This is a genomic window from Gracilibacillus caseinilyticus, from assembly GCF_022919115.1.
GTDB lineage: Bacteria > Bacillota > Bacilli > Bacillales > Amphibacillaceae > Gracilibacillus > Gracilibacillus caseinilyticus.
Map to the genome: position 1 here is coordinate 2,638,584 of NZ_CP095072.1, position 21,861 is coordinate 2,660,444.

Annotated in this window: 25 protein-coding genes; 16 read left to right on the forward strand and 9 right to left on the reverse strand. The window is 38.8% G+C overall.

The features are described from left to right. Positions 1-12 precede the first annotated feature (12 nt). The 7 genes from MUN88_RS12415 to MUN88_RS12445 all read left to right on the forward strand — a co-directional run bounded on the left by MUN88_RS12415 (position 13) and on the right by MUN88_RS12445 (position 7,951). Positions 13-1,227 (forward strand): DUF418 domain-containing protein, encoded by a 1,215-nt coding sequence (locus MUN88_RS12415; protein ID WP_244715480.1) that lies wholly within the window; start codon positions 13-15, stop codon positions 1,225-1,227. Further along, positions 1,205-2,398 (forward strand): DUF2157 domain-containing protein, encoded by a 1,194-nt coding sequence (locus MUN88_RS12420; protein WP_244715482.1) that lies wholly within the window; start codon positions 1,205-1,207, stop codon positions 2,396-2,398. The genes MUN88_RS12415 and MUN88_RS12420 overlap by 23 nt, the downstream gene beginning before the upstream one ends. Further along, a complete protein-coding gene (locus tag MUN88_RS12425) occupies positions 2,395-2,889 on the forward strand; it encodes a GDYXXLXY domain-containing protein (protein ID WP_244715484.1) in 495 nt (164 codons plus the stop codon). The genes MUN88_RS12420 and MUN88_RS12425 overlap by 4 nt, the downstream gene beginning before the upstream one ends. A 79-nt stretch (positions 2,890-2,968) precedes the next feature. After that, complete coding sequence (locus tag MUN88_RS12430; RefSeq protein ID WP_244715486.1) at positions 2,969-3,340, forward strand: YisL family protein; 372 nt, start codon at positions 2,969-2,971, stop codon at positions 3,338-3,340. A 287-nt stretch (positions 3,341-3,627) separates the two neighbouring features. Next, positions 3,628-5,475: an asparagine synthase (glutamine-hydrolyzing) gene (asnB, locus tag MUN88_RS12435; protein WP_244715488.1), complete on the forward strand. Its 1,848-nt coding sequence runs from the start codon at positions 3,628-3,630 to the stop codon at positions 5,473-5,475. Positions 5,476-5,504: 29 nt separating this feature from the next. Further along, positions 5,505-5,957 carry a hypothetical protein gene (locus tag MUN88_RS12440; RefSeq protein WP_244715490.1) on the forward strand — a complete coding sequence of 151 codons (453 nt, stop codon included), beginning with the start codon at positions 5,505-5,507 and terminating at the stop codon, positions 5,955-5,957. 575 nt (positions 5,958-6,532) lie between these two features. Continuing rightward, a complete protein-coding gene (locus tag MUN88_RS12445) occupies positions 6,533-7,951 on the forward strand; it encodes an alpha-amylase family glycosyl hydrolase (protein WP_244715492.1) in 1,419 nt (472 codons plus the stop codon). 646 nt (positions 7,952-8,597) lie between these two features. Here MUN88_RS12445 and MUN88_RS12450 read toward each other — a convergent pair. Further along, complete coding sequence (locus MUN88_RS12450) at positions 8,598-9,116, reverse strand: MATE family efflux transporter (RefSeq protein WP_244715494.1); 519 nt, start codon at positions 9,114-9,116, stop codon at positions 8,598-8,600. Between the two features lie 163 nt (positions 9,117-9,279). Between MUN88_RS12450 and MUN88_RS12455 the strand changes: the two genes are divergently transcribed. The 3 genes from MUN88_RS12455 to MUN88_RS12465 all read left to right on the forward strand — a co-directional run bounded on the left by MUN88_RS12455 (position 9,280) and on the right by MUN88_RS12465 (position 10,310). Beyond that, the gene (locus MUN88_RS12455; protein WP_244724502.1) at positions 9,280-9,756 is read left to right on the forward strand and encodes an MATE family efflux transporter; all 477 of its coding nucleotides are present in this window, start codon (positions 9,280-9,282) and stop codon (positions 9,754-9,756) included. 89 nt (positions 9,757-9,845) lie between these two features. Then, a complete protein-coding gene (locus MUN88_RS12460; protein ID WP_244715496.1) occupies positions 9,846-10,049 on the forward strand; it encodes a transcription initiation factor TFIIIB in 204 nt (67 codons plus the stop codon). Between the two features lie 15 nt (positions 10,050-10,064). Then, the gene (locus MUN88_RS12465; protein ID WP_244715498.1) at positions 10,065-10,310 is read left to right on the forward strand and encodes a hypothetical protein; all 246 of its coding nucleotides are present in this window, start codon (positions 10,065-10,067) and stop codon (positions 10,308-10,310) included. An 874-nt stretch (positions 10,311-11,184) separates the two neighbouring features. Here MUN88_RS12465 and MUN88_RS12470 read toward each other — a convergent pair. After that, on the reverse strand, positions 11,185-12,045 hold the full coding sequence (locus MUN88_RS12470; protein ID WP_244715500.1) for an SDR family oxidoreductase: 861 nt from the start codon (positions 12,043-12,045) through the stop codon (positions 11,185-11,187). A 99-nt stretch (positions 12,046-12,144) separates the two neighbouring features. Beyond that, positions 12,145-12,996 (reverse strand): DegV family protein, encoded by an 852-nt coding sequence (locus tag MUN88_RS12475; protein WP_244715502.1) that lies wholly within the window; start codon positions 12,994-12,996, stop codon positions 12,145-12,147. A gap of 246 nt (positions 12,997-13,242) precedes the next feature. Between MUN88_RS12475 and MUN88_RS12480 the strand changes: the two genes are divergently transcribed. After that, positions 13,243-14,091 carry a YitT family protein gene (locus MUN88_RS12480; RefSeq protein ID WP_244724504.1) on the forward strand — a complete coding sequence of 283 codons (849 nt, stop codon included), beginning with the start codon at positions 13,243-13,245 and terminating at the stop codon, positions 14,089-14,091. A gap of 43 nt (positions 14,092-14,134) precedes the next feature. On the opposite strand, the gene MUN88_RS12485 is transcribed toward MUN88_RS12480, so the two are convergent. Beyond that, a complete protein-coding gene (locus MUN88_RS12485) occupies positions 14,135-14,398 on the reverse strand; it encodes a NifU N-terminal domain-containing protein (protein WP_244715504.1) in 264 nt (87 codons plus the stop codon). A 97-nt stretch (positions 14,399-14,495) separates the two neighbouring features. Here MUN88_RS12485 and MUN88_RS12490 point away from each other — a divergent pair, with 97 nt between their 5' ends. Beyond that, complete coding sequence (locus MUN88_RS12490) at positions 14,496-14,903, forward strand: hypothetical protein (RefSeq protein ID WP_244715506.1); 408 nt, start codon at positions 14,496-14,498, stop codon at positions 14,901-14,903. A gap of 42 nt (positions 14,904-14,945) precedes the next feature. On the opposite strand, the gene MUN88_RS12495 is transcribed toward MUN88_RS12490, so the two are convergent. Further along, positions 14,946-15,143, reverse strand: coding sequence for a DUF3813 family protein (locus MUN88_RS12495; RefSeq protein WP_244715508.1), 198 nt, complete (start codon positions 15,141-15,143; stop codon positions 14,946-14,948). Between the two features lie 288 nt (positions 15,144-15,431). After that, the gene (locus tag MUN88_RS12500; RefSeq protein ID WP_244715510.1) at positions 15,432-16,274 is read right to left on the reverse strand and encodes a Cof-type HAD-IIB family hydrolase; all 843 of its coding nucleotides are present in this window, start codon (positions 16,272-16,274) and stop codon (positions 15,432-15,434) included. A 242-nt stretch (positions 16,275-16,516) separates the two neighbouring features. Here MUN88_RS12500 and MUN88_RS12505 point away from each other — a divergent pair, with 242 nt between their 5' ends. Together MUN88_RS12505 and MUN88_RS12510 are read left to right on the forward strand one after the other, a co-directional pair. Further along, on the forward strand, positions 16,517-17,281 hold the full coding sequence (locus tag MUN88_RS12505) for an alpha/beta fold hydrolase (RefSeq protein ID WP_244715512.1): 765 nt from the start codon (positions 16,517-16,519) through the stop codon (positions 17,279-17,281). A gap of 69 nt (positions 17,282-17,350) precedes the next feature. Further along, entirely contained in the window at positions 17,351-17,662 is a 312-nt protein-coding gene (locus MUN88_RS12510; protein ID WP_244715514.1) for a metal-sulfur cluster assembly factor, read from the forward strand. A gap of 450 nt (positions 17,663-18,112) precedes the next feature. On the opposite strand, the gene MUN88_RS12515 is transcribed toward MUN88_RS12510, so the two are convergent. Together MUN88_RS12515 and MUN88_RS12520 are read right to left on the reverse strand one after the other, a co-directional pair. Next, entirely contained in the window at positions 18,113-18,931 is an 819-nt protein-coding gene (locus MUN88_RS12515) for an undecaprenyl-diphosphate phosphatase (RefSeq protein WP_244715516.1), read from the reverse strand. Between the two features lie 88 nt (positions 18,932-19,019). Then, positions 19,020-19,193, reverse strand: a complete 174-nt coding sequence (locus MUN88_RS12520; RefSeq protein ID WP_244715518.1) for a DUF2929 family protein — start codon at positions 19,191-19,193, stop codon at positions 19,020-19,022. A 386-nt stretch (positions 19,194-19,579) separates the two neighbouring features. On the opposite strand from MUN88_RS12520, the gene MUN88_RS12525 reads away from it, so the two are divergent. Further along, a complete protein-coding gene (locus MUN88_RS12525; protein ID WP_244715520.1) occupies positions 19,580-20,548 on the forward strand; it encodes a BMP family ABC transporter substrate-binding protein in 969 nt (322 codons plus the stop codon). Between the two features lie 19 nt (positions 20,549-20,567). Here MUN88_RS12525 and MUN88_RS12530 read toward each other — a convergent pair whose 3' ends face one another. Then, positions 20,568-20,753, reverse strand: coding sequence for a hypothetical protein (locus MUN88_RS12530; protein WP_244715522.1), 186 nt, complete (start codon positions 20,751-20,753; stop codon positions 20,568-20,570). A 170-nt stretch (positions 20,754-20,923) separates the two neighbouring features. Here MUN88_RS12530 and MUN88_RS12535 point away from each other — a divergent pair, with 170 nt between their 5' ends. Continuing rightward, entirely contained in the window at positions 20,924-21,859 is a 936-nt protein-coding gene (locus MUN88_RS12535) for a beta-ketoacyl-ACP synthase III (protein WP_244715524.1), read from the forward strand. The last annotated feature ends 2 nt before the right edge of the window (positions 21,860-21,861 follow it).

A 21,861-nucleotide genomic window follows, 5' to 3' on the forward strand; every position in this document is an offset into this window, starting at 1 on the left:
GGGGGAAAATCTGTGAATCAAGCTACACCATTACAGGACTCTAACAGACTTCCATGGATTGATACAGCAAGAGGCTTCGCTATTTTTGGTATATTTATGGTTAATTTAGCTTCTTTTCATGCGCCATACTTTATGTACGGGAATGGACGTAATTATTGGGGGACAGGAGAAGCAGGGCTATGGCAAGTCATCCTGGATATCTTCTTTCAGGCTAGTTTTTATTCCTTGTTTTCTTTTTTATTTGGATTTGGTGCTCAAATCATTTATGAAAATCTACAAAAGAAACACGTGGCATCACCTCGTAAATGGTTGATTCGAAGATTTGCTATATTATTAGTGATTGGCCTGCTTCATGCGTTCTTAATCTGGTATGGAGATATCCTGATTACATATGCAGTAATTGGTTTTTTACTGTTATTATTCCTTCGTCGCAGTAATCGTACCATACTGGCATGGAGTTTTTCATTATTGTTGATTCCGGTACTGTTGTATTCCGGTTTGCTATTTCTCGCGAGCTTCATTGAAAATATTGAAAATCTTTCTGATCAGGAAGCAATTGCTGCAGCTTTTCAGCATTATGGTGATGGAAGCTGGAATGAAATTATCAGACAGAATGCCATAGATTGGTTTCACGGTAATTCGCCGATGAATTTTATCTTGGTTTTGTTAAATATTTTACCTATTTTTCTTCTCGGCTTACTTTTTGCCAGAAATAAGTGGCTGCATGACATCGAGCAATATCAGAAAATACTCAAGCGTTGGTGGATTGCATCTTTTGTAATCTTTATGCTTTGTAAAGTAGGGCCGTATGCGTTGGGTAATCCAATTTGGCTTTCATTGATACAGGATGAATTTGGTGGCACTGCATCTGCGATTTTTTACATGATTACCATCGCATTTAGTTATCGCTATGTGAAGACATTATTTGATCTGATCGGTTACGTCGGAAAAATGGCACTCACGAATTATATTTTACAGTCGTTGATCGGTATCATCCTGTTTTATTCCTTCGGTTTTGGCTTATATGGTGAACTATCACCATGGCAAACGTTCTTCGTTGGGATCATTGTGTACCCATTACAAGTGCTGTTTAGTTATCTATGGCTCAAACGATACAAAAGGGGTCCTATTGAATGGCTGTGGAGAAGTCTCATCTATCAGAAGAAATTAACGAATAAACGATCTACCGGAGGTGGACAGAAAGATGAACAAACAGCAAATAGCTAAGGAAGCAAAAAAATGGCTAGATAAAGATATCATTGATATTAGCCAATATCATCAGATTGTTGGTCAGTATGAAAATAAAGATCGAACCTTTTTGCTATTGTTGTTTGCCAGTTTATTTATTGGATTGGGCTTTCTGACATTTGTAGCTTCTAATTTGAATAGCATTCCTGATCTGGTGAATATGGCGGTTATTATGGTGTTTATGCTTATTTATTACGTAACAGGGGAGCATTTATACCGCAAGCGTTCGGAGAAAGTCGGCATCAGCATTATGATAATTGGCTTGTTTATATTCGGTGCGGGCATTTTTTTAACTGGTCAGATGTATCACTATGTGTTTGATTATGCTTTTCCATTTTTAATTTGGGCGATCGCTTCATTTGGCTTCTTCATTCTTTACAAGCATCCAGCATTTTTCGTACTGACGTTTACGATAATGACCATAGGGCAAGTTTATAATGGGATCATGCATCAATCTTTTTATCTGTGGCTGTTTATATTTTTTCTACTGTCTGGTCTGTATTATGTATACCGTCATACCGTTTCGTTATACGGTAAGCTGTTTGCGATCGGCTACCTTTTACAAGGAATTGTGATGGTGGCAGCAACTGATCTTGCCTATTACTGGATCGTTGTTCCATTTCTTCTGTTGTATATAATGGGTGATCTGTCGATCAATTTGGTCATTCAATCACCGTTTCGATGGTACGCTTTGTTAGGTGCCTTCGTTTTAAGCAGTGGCGAAACTTTTTTCCTATCAAGTTACCAGGAATATACGGAACTGGAGTGGTTCCCTTTCTATGCCTGGCTTGTTGTGTTTATCATAGCGATCCTATGCAAATACTGGAGGAAGGATAAAGAGGGGCTTACTGATTTAGTCTTGTTTCTACCGGTGATTTTTGCGGGAGCATTTGCCGATCATATCTCGATGGCTTCTTTGTTTATCTTTTCGCTGGGTTATTTATTTAGCGGATACAAGGTGGAAGATCAGTTCAAAATTGGAATAGGAACCGGAGCTTTTCTGATCAGTACATGTATTGCTTATTTCCACTTAGCTTGGGCCTTTTTAGATAAATCCTTGTTCTTCTTTGTAGGTGGCATTCTGTTATTTGCTATGAGTTATTTCTTAGAGAGGAAACGACGTCATGTCAAAAAGGAGGCAACCCGATGAAAAGAAAAGGAGTCTATCTATTAATCGCCGCACAAGCCCTTTTTCTAATTGGAATGGCAGGACTGTATTATACTATAGATATTTTTGGGCAAGAAATTCGCTTGCAAACAAAACCAATTGATCCACAAGATCCTTTTTACGGAGATTATGTGACATTGAGCTATCAGGCTGAAGATATTAATAAAAATAAATGGAAGTTAGAGGACGAACCGAACTATAACCAGCCGGTATATGTGACGTTTGCACCCCAGGAGGATGGAGTATATGAAGTCACTAAAGTGACGGGAGACCGACCGAATACATCCGATCAGGTAGTGGTGGTAAAAGCGAAATATAACTATGATGATTTGAACACCTATCATGTAGATTATGGTTTGAATCGTTATTATGTGGAAGATAATACTGGAACGGAAATAGAAGAAAGAGAACAATTAATTGTGACGATCGCCATTGCTCCTTGGGGTCAGAAGAAGATTGTGACAATTGAGTGAATAGATAGATGAAAAATGAAATCTAATCGATTACATGATATGATGAGTTTGATAAATATATTTTGGGGGTGTACAAAAGATGACACACTTACACATCACAGCATGGGTATTAGCATTAATTCTGTTATTTGTATCCTATGCTATGTACAAAAACGGTAATAAAGCAGGAAAAATCCTACATATGATCTTACGTCTGGATTATCTGCTTATACTTTACACAGGTGGAGATCTATTCGCACAGTATATGGACGGAGGATTTTCAACATATGCTGGAGAGTTAATCATTAAAGCATTAGCAGGACTGTGGGTAATCGCAGCCATCGAAATGATCCTTGTCAAAACGTCAAAAGGAAAACTAGCCAAAAGCTTTTGGATTCAGTTAGTGATAGCATTGATTATAGTGCTTGCACTTGGATTTGGACGTTTACCAATGAACGTACAATTATTTTAATAAAAAGTCGCGGTATTACATCCGCGACTTTTTTTACTTTTAAAAGAGTATATAGTTACTTTCATTAAGGTATTTTGCTGTAGGAAACGGTCCAAGATAAAAAATGATTTTCTATTATACAGATTATGTTAATTAACTTAGTGGTAATGTTGAAATTATTCATATACCGCTCCTACCAACCACTCCTTTTACTTACCACCGACAGTACGAAACCTGGTTCATTTTCCTAGGGCACTTGCATACATTATTAAGAGCTACTAAGAAAGGGAAAGGTGTGTCGATACAGTATGTGTGGGATTACAGGATGGATCGATTTTACCCGCAGCATTGAGCAGGAGCAACAGCAAGTCTATCAAATGACAAAAGAAATTGCCGATCGTGGACCTGATCAGAATGGCTTTTATTTTGAAACACATGTTGGATTTGGCCATCGCCGTTTAATCGTTGTGGATCCAGCAGGTGGGAAACAGCCAATGATAAATGAGAAAAACGGTGATAAATATATTCTCGTGTATAATGGAGAGCTTTATAACACAGAAGATATACGGAGAGAATTATTAAAAGCAGGGTGGCAGTTTGATTCCCATTCGGACACAGAAGTATTACTGAAGAGCTATATGGAATGGGGAGAGGACCACGTTGATAAATTAAATGGCATTTTTGCCTATGCCATCTGGGACCAAAAAAAACAACAGTTATTCATGGCCCGTGATCGACTGGGTGTAAAACCTTTGTTTTATTCCTTGCTTCAAGATGGGGTGTTATTTGGTTCTGAAATTAAAGCGCTGCTCGCCCATGATGAAGTAGAGCCTGTTATCAAAGAAGAAGGTCTATCCGAAATATTTGCACTTGGTCCTTCACGTACACCGGGACATGGTGTTTTCGATGGTATCCATGAATTGCGTGCGGCACACGTTGGTATATTCGATCGAAATGGTTGGAAAACCAGGCGTTATTGGAATGTAAAAAGTGAACAACATACCCATTCTGTTGAAGAAACTGCTGAACAAGTCCGTGCATTGTTCATTGATGCAGTGGAAAGACAGCTCGTCTCCGATGTCCCACTGGGAACCTTTTTGTCAGGTGGGGTTGATTCCAGTGCCATTACAGCAATTGCTACGAATTACTTGAACCAGCACCAAAAAGATCCCCTGCAAACTTTCTCAATCGATTATCAAGAAAACGATAAATATTTTAAGAAAAGCAGTTTTCAACCAAACCGAGATAATGAATATATCGACAAAATGGTAGAGCAATTTGGAACGATCCATCATAATTTTGTGATTGATAACCTAACTTTAGTAGATTTGCTGAAGGATGCAGTTAAATATCGCGATTTACCAGGGATGGCTGATGTAGATTCTTCCTTGTTATGGTTTTGTCAGCAAACCAAACGAGAAGTGACCGTTGCATTATCTGGCGAATGTGCAGATGAAATATTCGGAGGATATCCTTGGTTTTATCGGGAAGATGATTTGAATCGAGAAGGCTTTCCTTGGATTCGATCTTCCGAAGTCCGACAAAATCTACTACGAGATGATATGAACGAAAAACTTAACTTGGCAGATTATACCCAACAAAGATATGAAAAGACTATCAATGAAGCACCATTATTAGATGGGGAAGATCCAGAAGCTACGGCAAGACGCCAAATGTTCTATCTGAATATGCATTGGTTTATGCCTACACTGCTGGATCGTAAGGACAGAATGAGTATGGGGGCTAGTTTTGAAGCGCGTGTGCCTTTTAGTGATCATCATTTGGTAGAATACGTTTGGAATATTCCCTGGGAAATAAAAAACTATGGCAATCGTGAAAAAGGCATACTTCGAAAAGCATTAGAAGGCATTCTACCCGATGAAATTCTTTATCGTAAGAAAAGTCCATATCCGAAAACACATCACCCGGCATATACGAGTGCTGTCGTAAATTGGATGGAAGAAATTATTGCGGATAAAGATGCGCGATTATTCGAGATATTAGACAGGGAAAAGGTGAAGGAACTAGTTACACAAAAAGCCTCCAATATTAGTGCGCCATGGTTTGGTCAGTTAATGACAGGTCCCCAGCTGTTGGCACACATTTGCCAGATTGAACATTGGTTAAAGCTGCATGATGTAAAAATTAAAGTGTAAGCTGAATATTTTAGAAAGTAGTGAGGGTTATGATAAGAAAAAAGTTGCTTATCAGTATGCTGCTTCTTTTATGGATCCCGACGTCTCTTTATGCATTAACATGGGCATACCCTTTTGTCGTTTTAGACGGACGTGTATATGAAGTCACATCATATCAAGTAGATCCCTCCGATGTAGGACTACTGCTCGGGCAAGTCACGAAGGTCGCTAATGAACATACTGGGAGTTATCATGGTAATGCCTCCAACCAATATCCGGTTGGAACGAAGTATTTCAAGATGGATAAAGTGGACGAAAAAGATGCGATCGCGGTAAAGGCTGATCAGCTCTATTATAAGGCAACATTTATAAAATACATGCCATTTCACTGGCGAAACATCCTATCATTTATCATCCCGATGCTTTTTTTAATCAGTTTAATTTTGTTGTACCGAATGCGGGAAAATTTGAAAAAAAGATATAAGAAATCGATAGTGCGTTAATGGAAAAGATAGATGAAGCAGGAATCGTTCTGTTTCTATCTATCTTTTTGCATTATAAAAGTTTTTTAACTTGAAAGGCCGTGTCCACGCAAACGTCCAGAAACCAGGTGCCATTATCACACAGGAGTCTTCGCATATTTCCTACGCTTTAGTAAAGTGCTACAACGTTTGAAACAGCTAATAGCAGTAGTGCTAAGCATAATGTTTTATTAGAATTATAGGATATTAAATTTATAAATACGGTTGATTACCACTCCATATGCTAACTCTTACATAAGTTGTAGAGTCTTCACCTTAGCGTAGGCCAACCACGTAGACTCCCGCAGGACGCGGAGTGGTTGGCCGAAGCGGTATTCCAGCAGATGAATCATTTCAAAATTACCACTAAGCCACTTTACATAATCCATATTATAGGTAGTCGTATATATTTACATTAGTTAAGACCGGCCGGGTATATGTCCGGTTTTTTTATAAGGATTCACAAAAAATTCATAAGAAATTACCTGACGGGTATTTGACTTTCTGTAATTGTCTAGGATAATAGAGGAGGAATCTATTGAGAAAAGGGGAGCAATATGTATTACATAAAACGAATACTAGCAATCTCCGTGCTGTTACTTCTTATTATGCCAAGTATTTCAGTGATGGCAGAGGAGCAGCCTAGTGAACAAATCTATTACCTACTAGTAGATCGATTTGTAAACGGAGACAACAGTAATGATATCAATATTAATATCGATGATCCTTCTGCCTATTACGGGGGCGATTTGCAAGGGGTGACTGATAAGTTAGATCACTTTAACGAGCTGGGTATCACGATGATTAACCTTAGTCCAATTATGTCAGCAGAATCATACCATGGCTTTGATACCGTCGATTTTCAAACGGTAAATGAGCAATTTGGTAATATCGCTGATTTACAAAACTTAGTGAAAAAAGCACATGAACAGGATATCGAAGTCATTCTTGATTTGCCATTAACACATGTCGCAACGACGAACCCATGGGTTCAAGAACCTACTGACTGGCAATCCGGTAATACAGTAGACGTTTTTGGTCAGTCCTTACCAGGGTTAGATTTAGAAAATGAAGAGTTGCAAAACTACTTTCTCGAAACGGCCGTACATTGGTTGACGAGTGCTGATATTGATGGATTTCATGTTTATGTTGATCAGGAAACACCAGCGTCTTTTATTAAAGAATTGCGCGATCGCCTGAAGGAAGAAAACGAGGATGTCACATTAATAGTGGATGGAAGTGAGACAGACTCTACCATGGAACATTCTTTCCAGTCGGAAGCGGTAGACATTCTCAAACAGCCAGGTGAATCGTTGGAATCATTAGTAACGAACGCTTCCGGCGGGGTGCACTATATGGAATCCGCTTTTACCAACCGTTTTACCCATGAAGCTGTACAAGCAGGATTTCATCCGGTTACAAGATGGAGATTAGCATCAACGTTGCTTTACACATTACCTGGATCTTCATTTCTTTACCAGGGGATAGAAGTACCAATGGATAATGGTAAGGCAGAGCCGGATCACCGAATGGCGCAAGTAAATAAAAACGATGAAGAGCTAGTGCAGCATCTTCAAAAATTAGCACAGATCAGAAGTCAATCTACTGCATTACAACAAGGCGATCTCGAAGTTGTTGGGCAACAAGGGGCAATGACCGTTTATAAGAGAATCGATCAAAATGAAACGATGTACATTGCCATTAACAATGACACGGAAACCCAAGCTGTCTCACTAGAGGGGCTTGGAGATGACATGCAGCTTCGTGGCTTATTAGAAGACAATATTGTGCGAAAACAGGACGACGGCACCTATAGATTGATACTGGACCGCGAAACGAGTAATATCTTTGTTTTAGAAGAAAATACAGGTTTTAACTGGATTTTCATCGCAATGATGGTTTTTATTTTTGGTGGCTTTGTGTCGTTTATTGTGGCAGTTAATCGCAGAAGTAAGAAGAACAAACGAGCAAATTAGATTAAATATAAGTAGTTCAGTTTTGAAAAGTACAAACTGAACTACTTTTTTATTAGAAGGCAAATACTGCTCAAGATTGAAACAGATAAAAGTATTGGTTCTGATAATATGGATTATGTCAACTAGCAGCTCTAAGCTATGTGATAATTTTGAAAGAATGAATCAGCTAGTATACCGCTCCGGCCAACCACTCCGCGTCCTGCGGGGCACGGCTGAAGCTAACTTTGTGAAGAAGACCGCTTCACAAAGTGGATCTTCAGCACCTGCATGTCCCGCGGGAGTCTACGTGGTTGGCCTACGCTAGAAAAGGTGCTCTACAACCTTTGTAAAGGCTAGCATATTGATTGCTTTCATAAATATCAGCATTTGAATAACATAATGCCTATAATCACTGCTTTTAGCTGTTCCATACGTTGTAGCACTTCACTTAAGCGCAGGAAATATGCGGAAACTCCCGTGGGATCAGTCGTGTCCGAAAATCCCGCAGGAAAGCGGTCTTTGCTTTCTGAGGAAGTTGAGGCCGATCCCACAGGACGCGGAGCATATTTCCGGAGCTCTGTTGCGCATATAAAACAGTTCAAAATTACCACATTGTGTATAGGTTCACTTTACATAATCCATATTATCGGTAGATAGGACCGCGCTATCAATTTTGTTCATCACGAATAAACACATTTCCCGTCCATACACGTGATTTCCAGCGTTGCCACATTAAAATCCCTCGTATCCATTCATTGGCAATATACCCGATCCATACGCCTAGAAGACCTAATCCGAGATAAATTCCAAAGAACCAGGCAAAGGTAACACTGATTCCCCACATCGAAATAATGCCAGCAACCACTGGAAATTGGACATCGCCTGCAGCACGCAATGAATTAATCAACACCAGATTGAAGGCACGACCAGGCTCTAATATGATGGTTACCAGTAATAAAGTCATCCCCATTTCGATAATGGTGATGTCATCTGTGAAAAATTCTAACAGTGTTGAACCGGCGAAATAAAAGAGAATAGCAGCTAACGTGCTGATCACAAACGCAATCTTTAAACTTTTCACCCCTCGTTTATAAGCCACTTCGATCTGACCTGCACCCATCATGTGTCCAATTAATATTTGCGTCCCGTGTCCGATAGCAATCGAAAACAGCATAAGGAACAGCATTAAATTCTCTACATAAACGCGTGTGGTAATACAAAAAATTAAGTTTGTATGCGCTAACTTGGCCTATTTTCATTTAAATTATGCTACACATGTTGATGGGAAATATTGATCCGTATTAGTTGCACAAAATCTAGGTACCGAAAAACCGATAACAGCTGGAAAAATTGCAGTATCTTCTATTAGTCTAAATCTATTGTTCTCCTTATCATTAAGTATGTTGTTATTTTTATTCAGTGACGGTATCCTGCAGTTCATGAACATACCAGAAGAATTAATGGCGGAAGCATCAACTTATCTCGATATTGTTGGGAGCTTTATTTTTGTACAAGCATTAATTATGACCGTATCTGCCATTCTACGCAGCTATGGTTTCACGAAGGATACGAAGTATGTCACCATACTTATGAATATCATCAATGCAATTGGTAATTACTTTATGATATTCGGTCCTTTCGGTTTGCCGGTATTTGGTGTTGAAGGGGGTTGCCTATATGACAATGATCAGACACTTCGTTGGTTTTGTGATCTTATTAGTGATTCTTTTGTGGCGCGTTCTGCTGATTCATGGTTAAACTTCCTTCTCTGTAGTCTTCTAAGTTTAAACTCTACACTATTTAGGCGGAAAAGGGAATGGCATTAATATGGATGATTATTATTGAAAGATAAGCTTACAAAGTGAAACATTTATTTTGACAGATCGTATATACTGTACAGAAGGGAGCGTTTATTATGATAGAAAATCAAGCTTCATCCTGTCCAAAATGTGGAGAGACAGAATTAGGAATTGGAAAACAAAATGGTTATGCAGCTGTAGCACCAGCGAATAAAATGAGTTTTGGATCTGACATAGAATATCTTTTGTGTACGAATTGCGGTTTTATTATTGAAAGTTATGTAACGAAGCCACATAAGTTTAAAGGAACGATACTTTAATTGAGGTGAACCCCTATGTTGCAAGTTGCAACGTTACTATTTTGGCTGTTCCTACTTTTTAGCAGTATCAGTTTTATTTATGGATTACGAAATAAGTCTGTAAAAGCTTTTCTCATTAGTGCTATTTTATTATGTCTGTCAATGCTCTGTAATAGTAAAGTGAATAATGCTTATCAGTTGTTCGTTTTTGCGCCAGTTATTCCGCTTGTATTTGCTTTTGCGATAAGACGAAAGCAGCATATGTCAGGAAAAGCTGGATGAACGAGCGGTTTGTGTATTAATAGTGTAATCAGAAGGTTTCCGTATCATCTGTATAGATAAGCGGAACTTTTTTTAGCTAAGAAAGTATATTACCTCAGTAATGCTGAGTTACTAAAATTTTCGCTTAAGTTTGAGAAAATAAAAATGTAGGTTCTTATAATACGGATTATGTCAACTAACCTTAACAATGTAGTTAGTGGTATGATAACGCTCCGGCCAACCACTTCGCGTTCTGAGGGGCACGGCTGAAGCTAACTTTGTGAAGAAGAGCGCTTCACAAAGTTAGCTTCAGCACCTGCACAATCCCGCGGGAGTCTACGGAGGTCACTGAAAAACACATTATGGAAATTTATTCTCCCACTAAGGTAGCTATAAACAGGTTTAAAGTGGTTTCAATCCACCACTTTTATATGATATTTTGCATGAATTTTGGGATTCGATTTTCCTGTCGCAAATTTTTATGGAGTTTACGTGGTTGGCCTACGCTCTAGTATTGGTTCTACAACTTATGAAAGAGTTAGCATTTTGAGCAGTATCCATCAGATTCCATAATTCACTGTAACAATACTTAGAACTACTGCTTTTAGCTGTTCCAAACGTTGTAGCACTTCCCTAAAGCGTAGGAAATATGCGGAGACTCCTCATGCCTCAGCACGAGCTGAAGATCCACTGTGTCTGTGCCTACTAGTATCGCTTCGAAGTAATCTTCCTCGATACAAGGCAGAAAAGAAGCTGTTCAAGCAGTAGCCTAGCTGAAGCCGTGCCTCACAGGACGCGGAGCATATTTCCGGAGCTTTGCTAAGCATATAAAACAGTTCAAAATTACCACATTTTACTATAGTTTAGGGGTACATTCAAAGGATAACATCCTCTGCTATACGATCTTCCCGCCATTCACATGAATCGTTTGTCCCGTTACATAACTAGCATCGCGGCTAGCTAAATATACGTAGGCAGGTGCTACTTCACATGGCTCACCTGGTCTTCCCATTTCCGAGTCAGAGCCAAAGGTGGCTACCTCATTTTCATCGAAACTGGCAGGGATTAATGGTGTCCAAATCGGACCGGGGGCGACACTGTTTACCCGTATGCCTTGTTTAACAAGCGACTTAGCTAGTGATTTAGTAAACGTAGTAATGGCGCCCTTTGTACTCGAATAATCGATCAGATTCTCACTTCCTTGATAAGCAGTAATAGAGGAGGTGTTGATAATCACACTGCCTTGTTTCAAATAACGGAGGGAGGCTCTTGTTAAGTAGAAATAAGAAAAGATATTGACGCGAAATGTCTTTTCGATTTGATCATCGGTAATATTTAAGAAATTTTGTTGTGGAAATTGGATGGCTGCATTATTGACGACGATATTTATTTTGCCATGTTCTTCAATCACTTTTTCTACTACATCATTACAGAAAGCACTGTCAGATACATCTCCCCTGAACAAACTGCAAGAGACCCCTGCTGCCTCGACCAACTTTTTCGTTTCGTTGGCATCTTGATCTTCATCTAAGTAGATAATGGCAATATGAGCGCCTTCTTTTGCATAATGAACAGCAACCGATCGACCGATGCCACTGTCTCCACCGGAAATAATCGCTACTTGATCTTTCAATTTTTCACTTCCCTGATAACTCTCTTTAACGTACTTAGGGAGAGGGTGCATCTTATATTCGAAACCGGGCTGACGATCTTGATGCTGTTTTGGTAAAACTTCACTCTTTTGATTGTTAGCCATTTTGTACACTCCTAGACACTTTTTATATCTAGTATGGCGCATCCTGATATTGATATGCGAAAAAAAAACTCCCACTTTTTAAAAGTGAGAGTTTCATGTTTATTCATTTAAGAAAAATAACGCAATCGTACCAGGGCCGGCGTGAGCACCGATGGAAGAACCGATCATATTGATCTTGATCTCTTTTACTTGCCATTTTTCGCGGATCATGGTCGCGATTTCTTCAGCTGTCTCGATTGCATCCCCATGGCTGATACCAATCGTTTGCTGCTCCAGGTTCACACCGCGTTCTTCCATTAGCGCAAGCATTCGCTTGTATACTTTTTTGGAACCGCGTATTTTCTCCAGTGGAATTAATTTACCATCTTCCATATGTAACAAAGGTTTGACTTTTAATAATGTACCGACAAATGCAGCCGTTTTACTGACCCGTCCGCCACGGTATAAATATTCCAGATCATCCACGGTGAAAATGTGCTCCATATGCTGATAATTGTGCTTACTTGCCTGAATAATTTCCTTCGCATGAGCACCTGTTTGAGCAAGTGCAGCCGCTTGTAAAACGACCAATCCGTAACCTAATGAGGCACATTTTGTATCGAGGACATGAAGATCAGCATCAGGAAATTCCTCTTTGATTTCTTGCTCCATCAATTTCCCAGCCTGATATGTGCCGGACAAATTTGAGGAAAAGGCTAAATAAATAACAGATGTATTACTTTCCGCATATTTTTGAAATGTATCTTTAAACAATTGAGGACTTACTTGTGCCGTTTTGGGTGCTTTCCCTTCTCGCATGGCATCGTAAATCTTTTTGGAAGAAATCGAGATGCCATCCTCATATTCTTCGCCATCTAATTGGACGGTTAAGGGAAGCTTTTCAATTCCGTATTGCTGACAATCTTCTGCTGTCAGATCACAAGCAGAATCTGCAATTATTTGTACTGGCAAGGGTACCCCTCCTTTTTTCCAAAATCATGAATGAATAATCTTGATTTCGTTTAATATAAGTGTAAGCGTAACAGTAGACTACGTCAAAAAAAAGCCATACAAAAATTTTGACAAAACACTTGGTTTCTCGTCCGAAATTTAGTATAGTGAATCATTGTCTGCTTTGTCGTCGTACAAAATCAATGATTAAGCAGCGTTGAAAAAGGGTATGGAATCATGTGAATTCCGTAAACAGGAGGAATGACAGTGTTTTTAATGGAGACTAAACGTATTGCGATTGTGTTCATCGGTGCAATTCTGAACGCAATTGCGCTTAATTTTTTCTTTATAAGTGCGCATGTTTATGCTAGCGGATTTACCGGTATTTCACAAATTTTGGCGACTGTTTTTTCAGAGTATCTAGGCATAGAAATTGCTAGTACAGGTATTATATTATTTATTCTTAATATACCAGTAGCTATCCTTGGCTGGTTGATGGTAGGTAAAGGATTTACTATTTACAGCTTTCTTTCCGTACTTGCGACTTCTTTCTTTCTAGAAGTGTTACCAATTGTCACGTTATCAGAGGATATTATGCTGAACGCAGTATTTGGTGGTGTCATTGCTGGTGTGGGTATTGGTATTACATTGAAGTGGGGGGCATCAACAGGCGGTTCTGACATTATTGCTATGATCCTGTCCCGGTTAAAGGATAAGCCGATTGGCAGCTATTTAATGCTTATTAATGGCTTAATTATTGTGATTGCTGGTCTCTTAAATGAACCGGAGAACGCTTTGTATACACTGGTAGGTCTGTATGTATCCACTCGCGTGATCGATGGTATCCATACCCGTCATGAGAAAGTAACTGCCATGATCGTCACAAAGAAAGCAGACGAACTGCAGCAAGCGATTCATGATACCATGGTTCGAGGGATCACGATTCTGCCGGTAAAAGGTGCTTACACGAAGGAAGATAAGCACATGCTTTATTTAGTGATTACCAGATATGAATTATATGATTTGGAACGCATTATTCATGAAGTCGATGAGAATGCCTTTACGAACGTGATTGAAACAGCTGGTGTCTATGGTTTCTTTAGGAAAAATGAATAAATAGAAAAAAGAGAAGGAACTGGGATAATCCTTCTCTTTTTTATTAATAACCGTATTTAGCGATAACTTCTTTCACGTTATTGGTAAGCTCGTCCCACTCTACGTCCATTTTTTTATTAATGGTAATAAAATGCTGGAAGCCAAATACATTATCTACACCTTCAAGTGTCATTAATTCATTTAAAATGTCATATTCACTTGTTTGTCCAGGCAAGACTGAGATACTGCCATTACCTTCAAAGATCATTTTGTCACTAGTAAATTTCATTGCATTCGGATTTGGTGTTGCTTCAACTTGAATACTCATGATTTTCCTCCTAGATTACCTACTTTAACAACATGATATCAAACTATAGCGAATTATGAAAGAAATTCAATGGTGGAAGAACAAGGAGGGAGAGCAGTTGAGAAAACAATGGCAATATGTGTTGGTTATTGGTACAATAGCAGGTTTTGTATTGGGCGTATTTTTGTGGATCATGGAAAGAAACACAGGGGAAAAGGTCTATACATTATTATTAAATGTCGATTTCATTCCTTTTTTGCGAAATAGAACATCCATTATACTTGAATGGTTCTTTCATTTAATGATCGCTTGGATGATTACCTGGTTTTATTTAAAGCTTTCGCAGAGGAAAATGTATTTGGCTCTTTTGGTTGGTTTTGTAGCTGGACTGACGTATTTACCTTTAACAATAATCGCTGTACAGTCAACACCGGCAGTAAATGACGGTATGGCTATTTTGTATTGGTTTATCGGTCATGGGACCTTTGGCATAAGTCTGTATTATCTAGAGAGATTCTTTCGATAATAAACAGAAGGCATACCCAGTGTATGCCTTCTGTTGAGGAGCTTATTTCAGTTCGTTCTGTTGCTTCAACTGTTCTTCAAGTTGACGAAGTTCTTGCTGTTCTTCAGCAGTAGCATTCGTATATGCTGATTGAATGGCATCTTGCGCGGCTTGCCTATCTGCATTTGAGAAGTTTCCGTTCTGACGATTCATCATGCGATTGACGGCATTTTTGGCTTGTTCGAACATTTGGTTCTGCATTAGTAAATCCTCCTGTTTGTAGAATCACTAGGTTTATCTTTTGGATGACCATCATGATCCATTCTCAGTAGACTTATGAGTGAGATGGCGGCTACAAAAGAAAACATGTCATCAAACTGGAAATCCTGCTTTTTCCTTTTCTGACTTTCCTCCAGTTTTATCATGCCTTCTTTTGGTATACCTCTATCTAAAGCCGCCACCAAAATCAGAAGCTTAAGGAAAAAGCATGAACACCAATGTGATGTTCATGCCTTATTATGAGCCATTAAGCGAATTTTATTCTGTGAATCACTTGGAAATTTCAGGATTCGAACCGAGCTTTAAATAATCGGCAAGAAAGTTGCCAATGCCATCTTCTTCGTTTGTTTTTGTCTGATAATTGGAGATTTTCGTTAATTCGTCAATTGCATTTCCCATCGACACACCGACACCCGCGAATTCAATCATTTCTAAATCATTATCCTCATCTCCGAAAGCGATGATGTTTTCAACAGGAATATGATAATAGTGTGCAATTTTCTTTAAGCCGACTGCTTTGTTGATGCCTTTTCTCACGACTTCGATGATATCCCAAGGCACCCCCCATTTTCGATGCTCAATAATCGAAGCATGCTTATCATCTAAATATTTTCGTAATTCCTCCACATGATGAGCTTTAGGGTGGATTAATAACGAAGTTGGATCTTCTGCCAGATGATTTTTTAAACTTCCTACAGTAATCAAGTCTTCTTGTTCAGGCTCAGTAAAAATATCTAGAAATTGCTGGTCAAAACGATCAAGGTACATATTATCCTTTATTTCTGCAAAAATATTCTCCACTTCGAAATCATAACAAGTTTGGATGATTTTTTTTGCGGTTCGGTTTGGCAGTGGCGTGTGTAATACATCCCATTTGTGGTCTGTTGGATGATGTATTAAAGCACCGTTGAAATTCACCATGGGAGTATCTAAACCAAGCTGATCATAATATGAAATACTCGCTCGGTGTGGACGTCCTGTTGCAATCACCACAATATGTCCTTCTTTCATGGCTTGTTGAACGATTGATTTAGTATACGTACTAATTTCCTTCTGGTCGGTTAGCAATGTTCCATCTAAGTCTAACGCGACTAAATGTCGATTGGTTGGCATATCATCATCACCTCACTAATGTAATTATAGTCTATAGTTGTTTTCTGCTATTGTAAAGGATTGGCTCATAACAGATATCACCAGGTATGTTACCAATATGCTGCTATATAAACTGCAGATATACCTATCGAAAAGTGGGCTTTGTAAAGATTTTGTATTGTTTCATTTCTATTTTTTGCATGATTAGGTCAGAAGTTATATCATAAAAGTATGACTAAGTTTTTGCAGAAAGGATTGTACCGATGATAGGAATTAGCAAAGAATATTGGGATGGCCTGCCATTACTTCATGTTGTCGACCACGATAAAAAAGATCATCCATTACCAACTTTAACGTACATACATGGATATACCAGTGCGAAAGAGCATAATTTGCCTTTAGCCTTCTTGATGGCAGAGAAAGGCTATCGGGTTATATTACCTGATGCGATGTTACATGGTGAAAGGGAAGAGGATATTTCTTCTTCTGAAAGAGAAATGCGATTTTTTGATATTGTTAAACAAAATTTAGACGATATTGAAGCAATTTATGAAGAGTTAGTAGCAAAGCAATTACTGGATGGCAATCGTTTCGGATTAGCTGGAACGAGCATGGGTGGCATTACGACAGCCGCTGCATTAACACAATTTTCCTGGATCAAGTCTGCAGGCATTTTGATGGGCTCTCCAAAAATATCAGCTTTTGCAGAACGATTAATTGGCGCAATGAAAGCAGAGCATAAAGAATTACCGCTTACTGATGAACAACTGCACCAATTGATGCAAGAATTAAGTGAAATGGATTTATCGATGCAAGTAGAGAAATTATTCGGAAGGGCCTTGTTTTTCTGGCATGGTGAAGCGGATCAGGTTGTACCATTTGATCATGCTTACAGCTTTTATGAAGAGGCAATTGACCATTATAAAAATCCGGAGAACATTCGCTTTTTAAAGGAAATCGGCAAGGGGCATAAGGTCACTCGTTTTGCGATTACGGAATTTGTCAAATGGTTAGAATATCAGTTATAATACAAATCATTTAAAAAGTTGCACAATTGTTTTATAATAGTGACAATAGCTTTGAAGGAGGGATACAGAATGGATCAAGCATTAGAAGAAAATTTAATGGGAGCACTGGAAAACGTGATTGACCCAGAGCTTGGTATAGATATCGTAAACTTAGGACTAGTTTATGGTGTGGATTTAGATGATGAAGGTATTGCTACTGTAACGATGACACTTACGGCTATGGGGTGTCCACTTGCAGGTCATATCGAACAAGATGTGAAACGTGTCATGGAAGATATTCCAGAAGTAAGAGATACAGAAGTAAATATCGTTTGGAATCCACCATGGTCTAAAGACCGTATGTCTAGATACGCTAAAATTGCATTAGGCATTCCGGATTAATAAGAAAAAAGCGTCCCGTACAGGAGACGCTTTTTTTATGTAGATAATGCTTGTCATAAAGGCGTGCCCATAAATGTTTGGTTCTTATAATACAGATTAACGCAAACGGATTATGTAAAGTGGAACCATAAGTCGAATGTGAAAATTTTGATAGGTTTTATATCCGTGGCAAAGCTCCGGAAATATGGTCATCCAAAATACTACCTCTGACATCAGTTTGTAGAGTCTGCACCATAGCGCAGGCTAACCACGTAGACTCCCACGGGACGCGAAGTGGTTGGCCGGAGCGATATCATACCACTTACAACATGTCAAAATGACCGCTTAGCTAACATAATCCATATTATAGGTAATTGCGTATATGTTAGTGATAGTCAGGAATGGGGCGGATTAGTGCCAATAAAAAATCGAGTATAGAAGTGCTATACTCGATTTCAACTGTGTTAAATTTTATAAGAAAATGACGGCTAGAATACCGACGATAAAACAATAGAATGCAAAGTACTTCAAGTTTCCTTTAGCCATTACATTCATAAACCAGCGTAATGAATAATACGTTGCAATTAATGATGCAATAAAGGCAAGTGCATATGGAATCCATAATGTATTAAATTGTGGATTATTGACAACATCGCCGACCGATAATGCCATCGTTCCTACGCTGACTGGAATAAATAGTAAAAAGGAAAAGCGTAATGCCGTTTCCTGCTTCATACCTAGCAGCATGGCGGCAACAATCGTTGCTCCGGAGCGGCTGATCCCTGGGATGAGCGCTACTGCTTGCGCAAAGCCGACGATCAATGCGTCCTTCATCGTCAATTGACCATCATTTTTATCCCCTCGCAAGTTTCGAATAGTCCAGAGTGCAATCCCCGTAATAAACAGTGTAATACCGATCATTTTGGCATTACCACCAAAGGTATCTGAAATGAGGTCTTCAAACAATAAACCGATAAGAGCTGCAGGTACGGTCGCTACTACTAAATAAACAATAAACATAAAATCATCATAATATGTTTTGTCTTTTGTGGTGATATAAGATAAACCATTTTTAGCAATTTGCACAATGTCTTTCCAGTAGACAATTAAAACGGCGAGCAACGATCCAAAGTTCACCAGCACTTCAAATGATAAATTGTCTTTTAAACCAACTTCAAATATTTTCTGCACCATTACTAAGTGACCACTGGATGAAATTGGAATCGGTTCTGTGAAACCTTGAAGCAGCCCTAAAAATAAATATTTAATCAAAATCAAAAAATCTTCCATTATGTATCCCCCTAAATCATTCTAAGATAAAGATAACCCTTGCCATAATATTGATGACAAGGGTTATCGGTCGAGTCTATAATAATTTCTATTCTTCTTCTTTTAAGAGACCGTTTCCTAAAACAATAGCGGCAATGGCAAAAATAGCGCCGATAGAAATAACAGAGCCGAAGTTGAAAGCTTCTCCACCCATACTTGTTAATACATATGATACAACTGTTAAAATAATGACTGCCCAAAAAATCGTTGCGAAATATTTCATCGTCTCACCTCTCCATCTATATATATGTAACTTTAACAAATGATTTATAATTGATGTATACCCTTACGATAGTTCGCCATTATAGTGTATCAAATTTTTTATGTAAAATAAACAAAAATCTTGTCCGATTAGTGATTTGTCATGATACTGTTAAAAAGCTGTATTCAGTTGGTATTGTTTCTTCTGTAAAAGTAATTCGGTTGCGAAGAAGATTTTAAGTCGGTGATATAGGTCTACTTCACCTTATTAATAGGCATTTGCAACACTTTCTTTTGCATTTGTAATCAATTTGTAATGTTTTCTTAGTTTACGGACATGATGCAAAACGATAAAATAGTCCTAAGTGAAAGGTTCGTGGATGCCAATGGTGTAAGGGGTGCAGATGATTGAAAAAATTTATCGTAATGCTTTCATCTATTATATGTATGATTTCGTTTTTATCTGGTTGTCAGTCTGGTGGAAATGGAGAAAAAATAGAAAGAGTCGGCATGCTGATCGAGCATACGGTTCATGATCAGACATGGGGCAATAAAGGGTATCGTGGATTGCTCAATATTCAAGAGGAATATGACACGGATGTTTATTTTCAAGAAGGTGTTCAGACGCAACAACAAGTGAATGTTGCTGTAGAAGAGTTTGCCAGTAAAGGGGTTCAGGTGATCATCGGACACAGCAGCAATTATGGAGAAATGTTTAACCAAATTCATGCCTCTTATCCTGATATTCAATTTATTTATGTCAATGGCGGTTATTCTGCTGATAATTTAATCAGCTTAAATTTCAATGCACAAGCGATGGGTTTTTTTGCCGGCATGATAGCAGGGGAAATGACGGAAACCAATCGAGTCGGGATAATTGCAGCATATGAATGGCAGCCAGAGGTGGAGGGCTACTATGAAGGGGTGCTGTACAAAAATCCCGATGCCAATGTGGATATTCAATATGTCTATGACTGGGATGAACAAGAGTTAGCGATGGAACATTATCAAGCTATGCGTGATCAGAAAACGGATGTTATTTACCCGGCAGGAGATGCGTTTAGTGTCTCCGTTGTTGAAGCAGCAAAAAATGATGGCATTTTTTCCATTGGTTATGTCAACGATCAGCAGCCTGCAGGTGGTTCTTCCGTGTTAACGAGTACCATTCAGCACATTGACAAGCTGTATGTATACGCTATTGGTCAATTAAAAGATGGGGATTTGCCAGGTGGGATCTATAACTTTGGTTTCGATGAAGATGTTATTACGATGGGACCTTACAGCAAACAAGTGCCCGAACGATTTGTCGACCAGGTCAGTGAATCCATCAACGAATATAAGGAAACAGGATTACTGCCACATCAAACGGAAAAATAGCTGTCGATGCCGTCGACAGCTATTTCTTTGAGGACTTTACGAATATGTCTTTGAGTGGAGATAATTTTTGATACGTATCATTTAATAACTGAAAAGTATCAATTAAATCGAATGTGTCGTCGGTTTCTTCAGGAACTGGTTCTTCTTTTTCTGCTTTTTTGCCAAACATCAGTCGATCAAAACGATTATCTTTGTCTTGCGCCAACTATATCCCTCCCGTATTTATACTATGTTAGAGAAAGATTTCTGTATGGTCATTATCCCTAGTTTTTGGTTTTGTGGAAGAAAATAAACTTGAAAAATAAAAGTAGTTATTATAAAATTAGTACCAAGTCTTAATAATTGATAATAATTCCTTTGAGAGGAAGGATAGCTATGAAAGCAGGCGTATTAGGTACGGGTCATTATGTACCCGAGAAAGTATTAACCAATAAAGATATGGAACAAATCGTGGAAACCAATGATGAATGGATTCGTACACGAACTGGAATAGAAGAACGCCGAATTGCAGCAGATACGGAAGATACTTCCGATATGGCATATAACGCAGCAGCACAAGCACTAGATGAAGCAGGTATAACAGGAGAAGATTTAGATTTAATTCTAGTCGCAACGGTAACTCCTGATCAGCCTTTTCCGACAGTAGCTTGTAAATTGCAAGAACGTTTAGGAGCAACAAAAGCAGCGGCGATGGATATCAGTGCAGCTTGTGCCGGATTTATGTATGGTATGATTACTGCACAGAAATTTATTGAAACCGAATCATATAAACATATTTTAATTATTGGAGCAGAAAAACTGTCTAAAATTACAGACTGGTCTGATCGTAATACTTGTGTGTTATTTGGTGATGGAGCAGGCGCAGCCGTTATGGGGCCTGTAAGTGACGAACGAGGTATACTCTCGTTTGAACTAGGCGCTGATGGCAGCGGCGGCCAATATTTAGCACAAAACGAAGACTTTATTTTTATGAATGGTCGCGAGGTGTTTAAATTTGCTGTTCGCCAAATGCCAGAATCCTCTGTAAATGTTGTGGAAAAAGCAGGTTATGCTAAAGAGGATGTCGACTATTTAATTCCGCACCAGGCAAACATCCGTATTATGGAAGCTGCCAGACAACGACTTGGTATTGAAGTAGATCGAATGGCCGTGAATGTTAATAAATACGGCAATACTTCAGCGGCTTCCATACCTATTGCTTTGTCTGAAGGCGTAAAAAACGGTAAAATAAAGGATAATGATTTAGTAGTCTTAGTAGGCTTCGGTGGAGGTCTAACTTGGGGCGCTGTCGCGTTAAAGTGGGGCAAATAAAG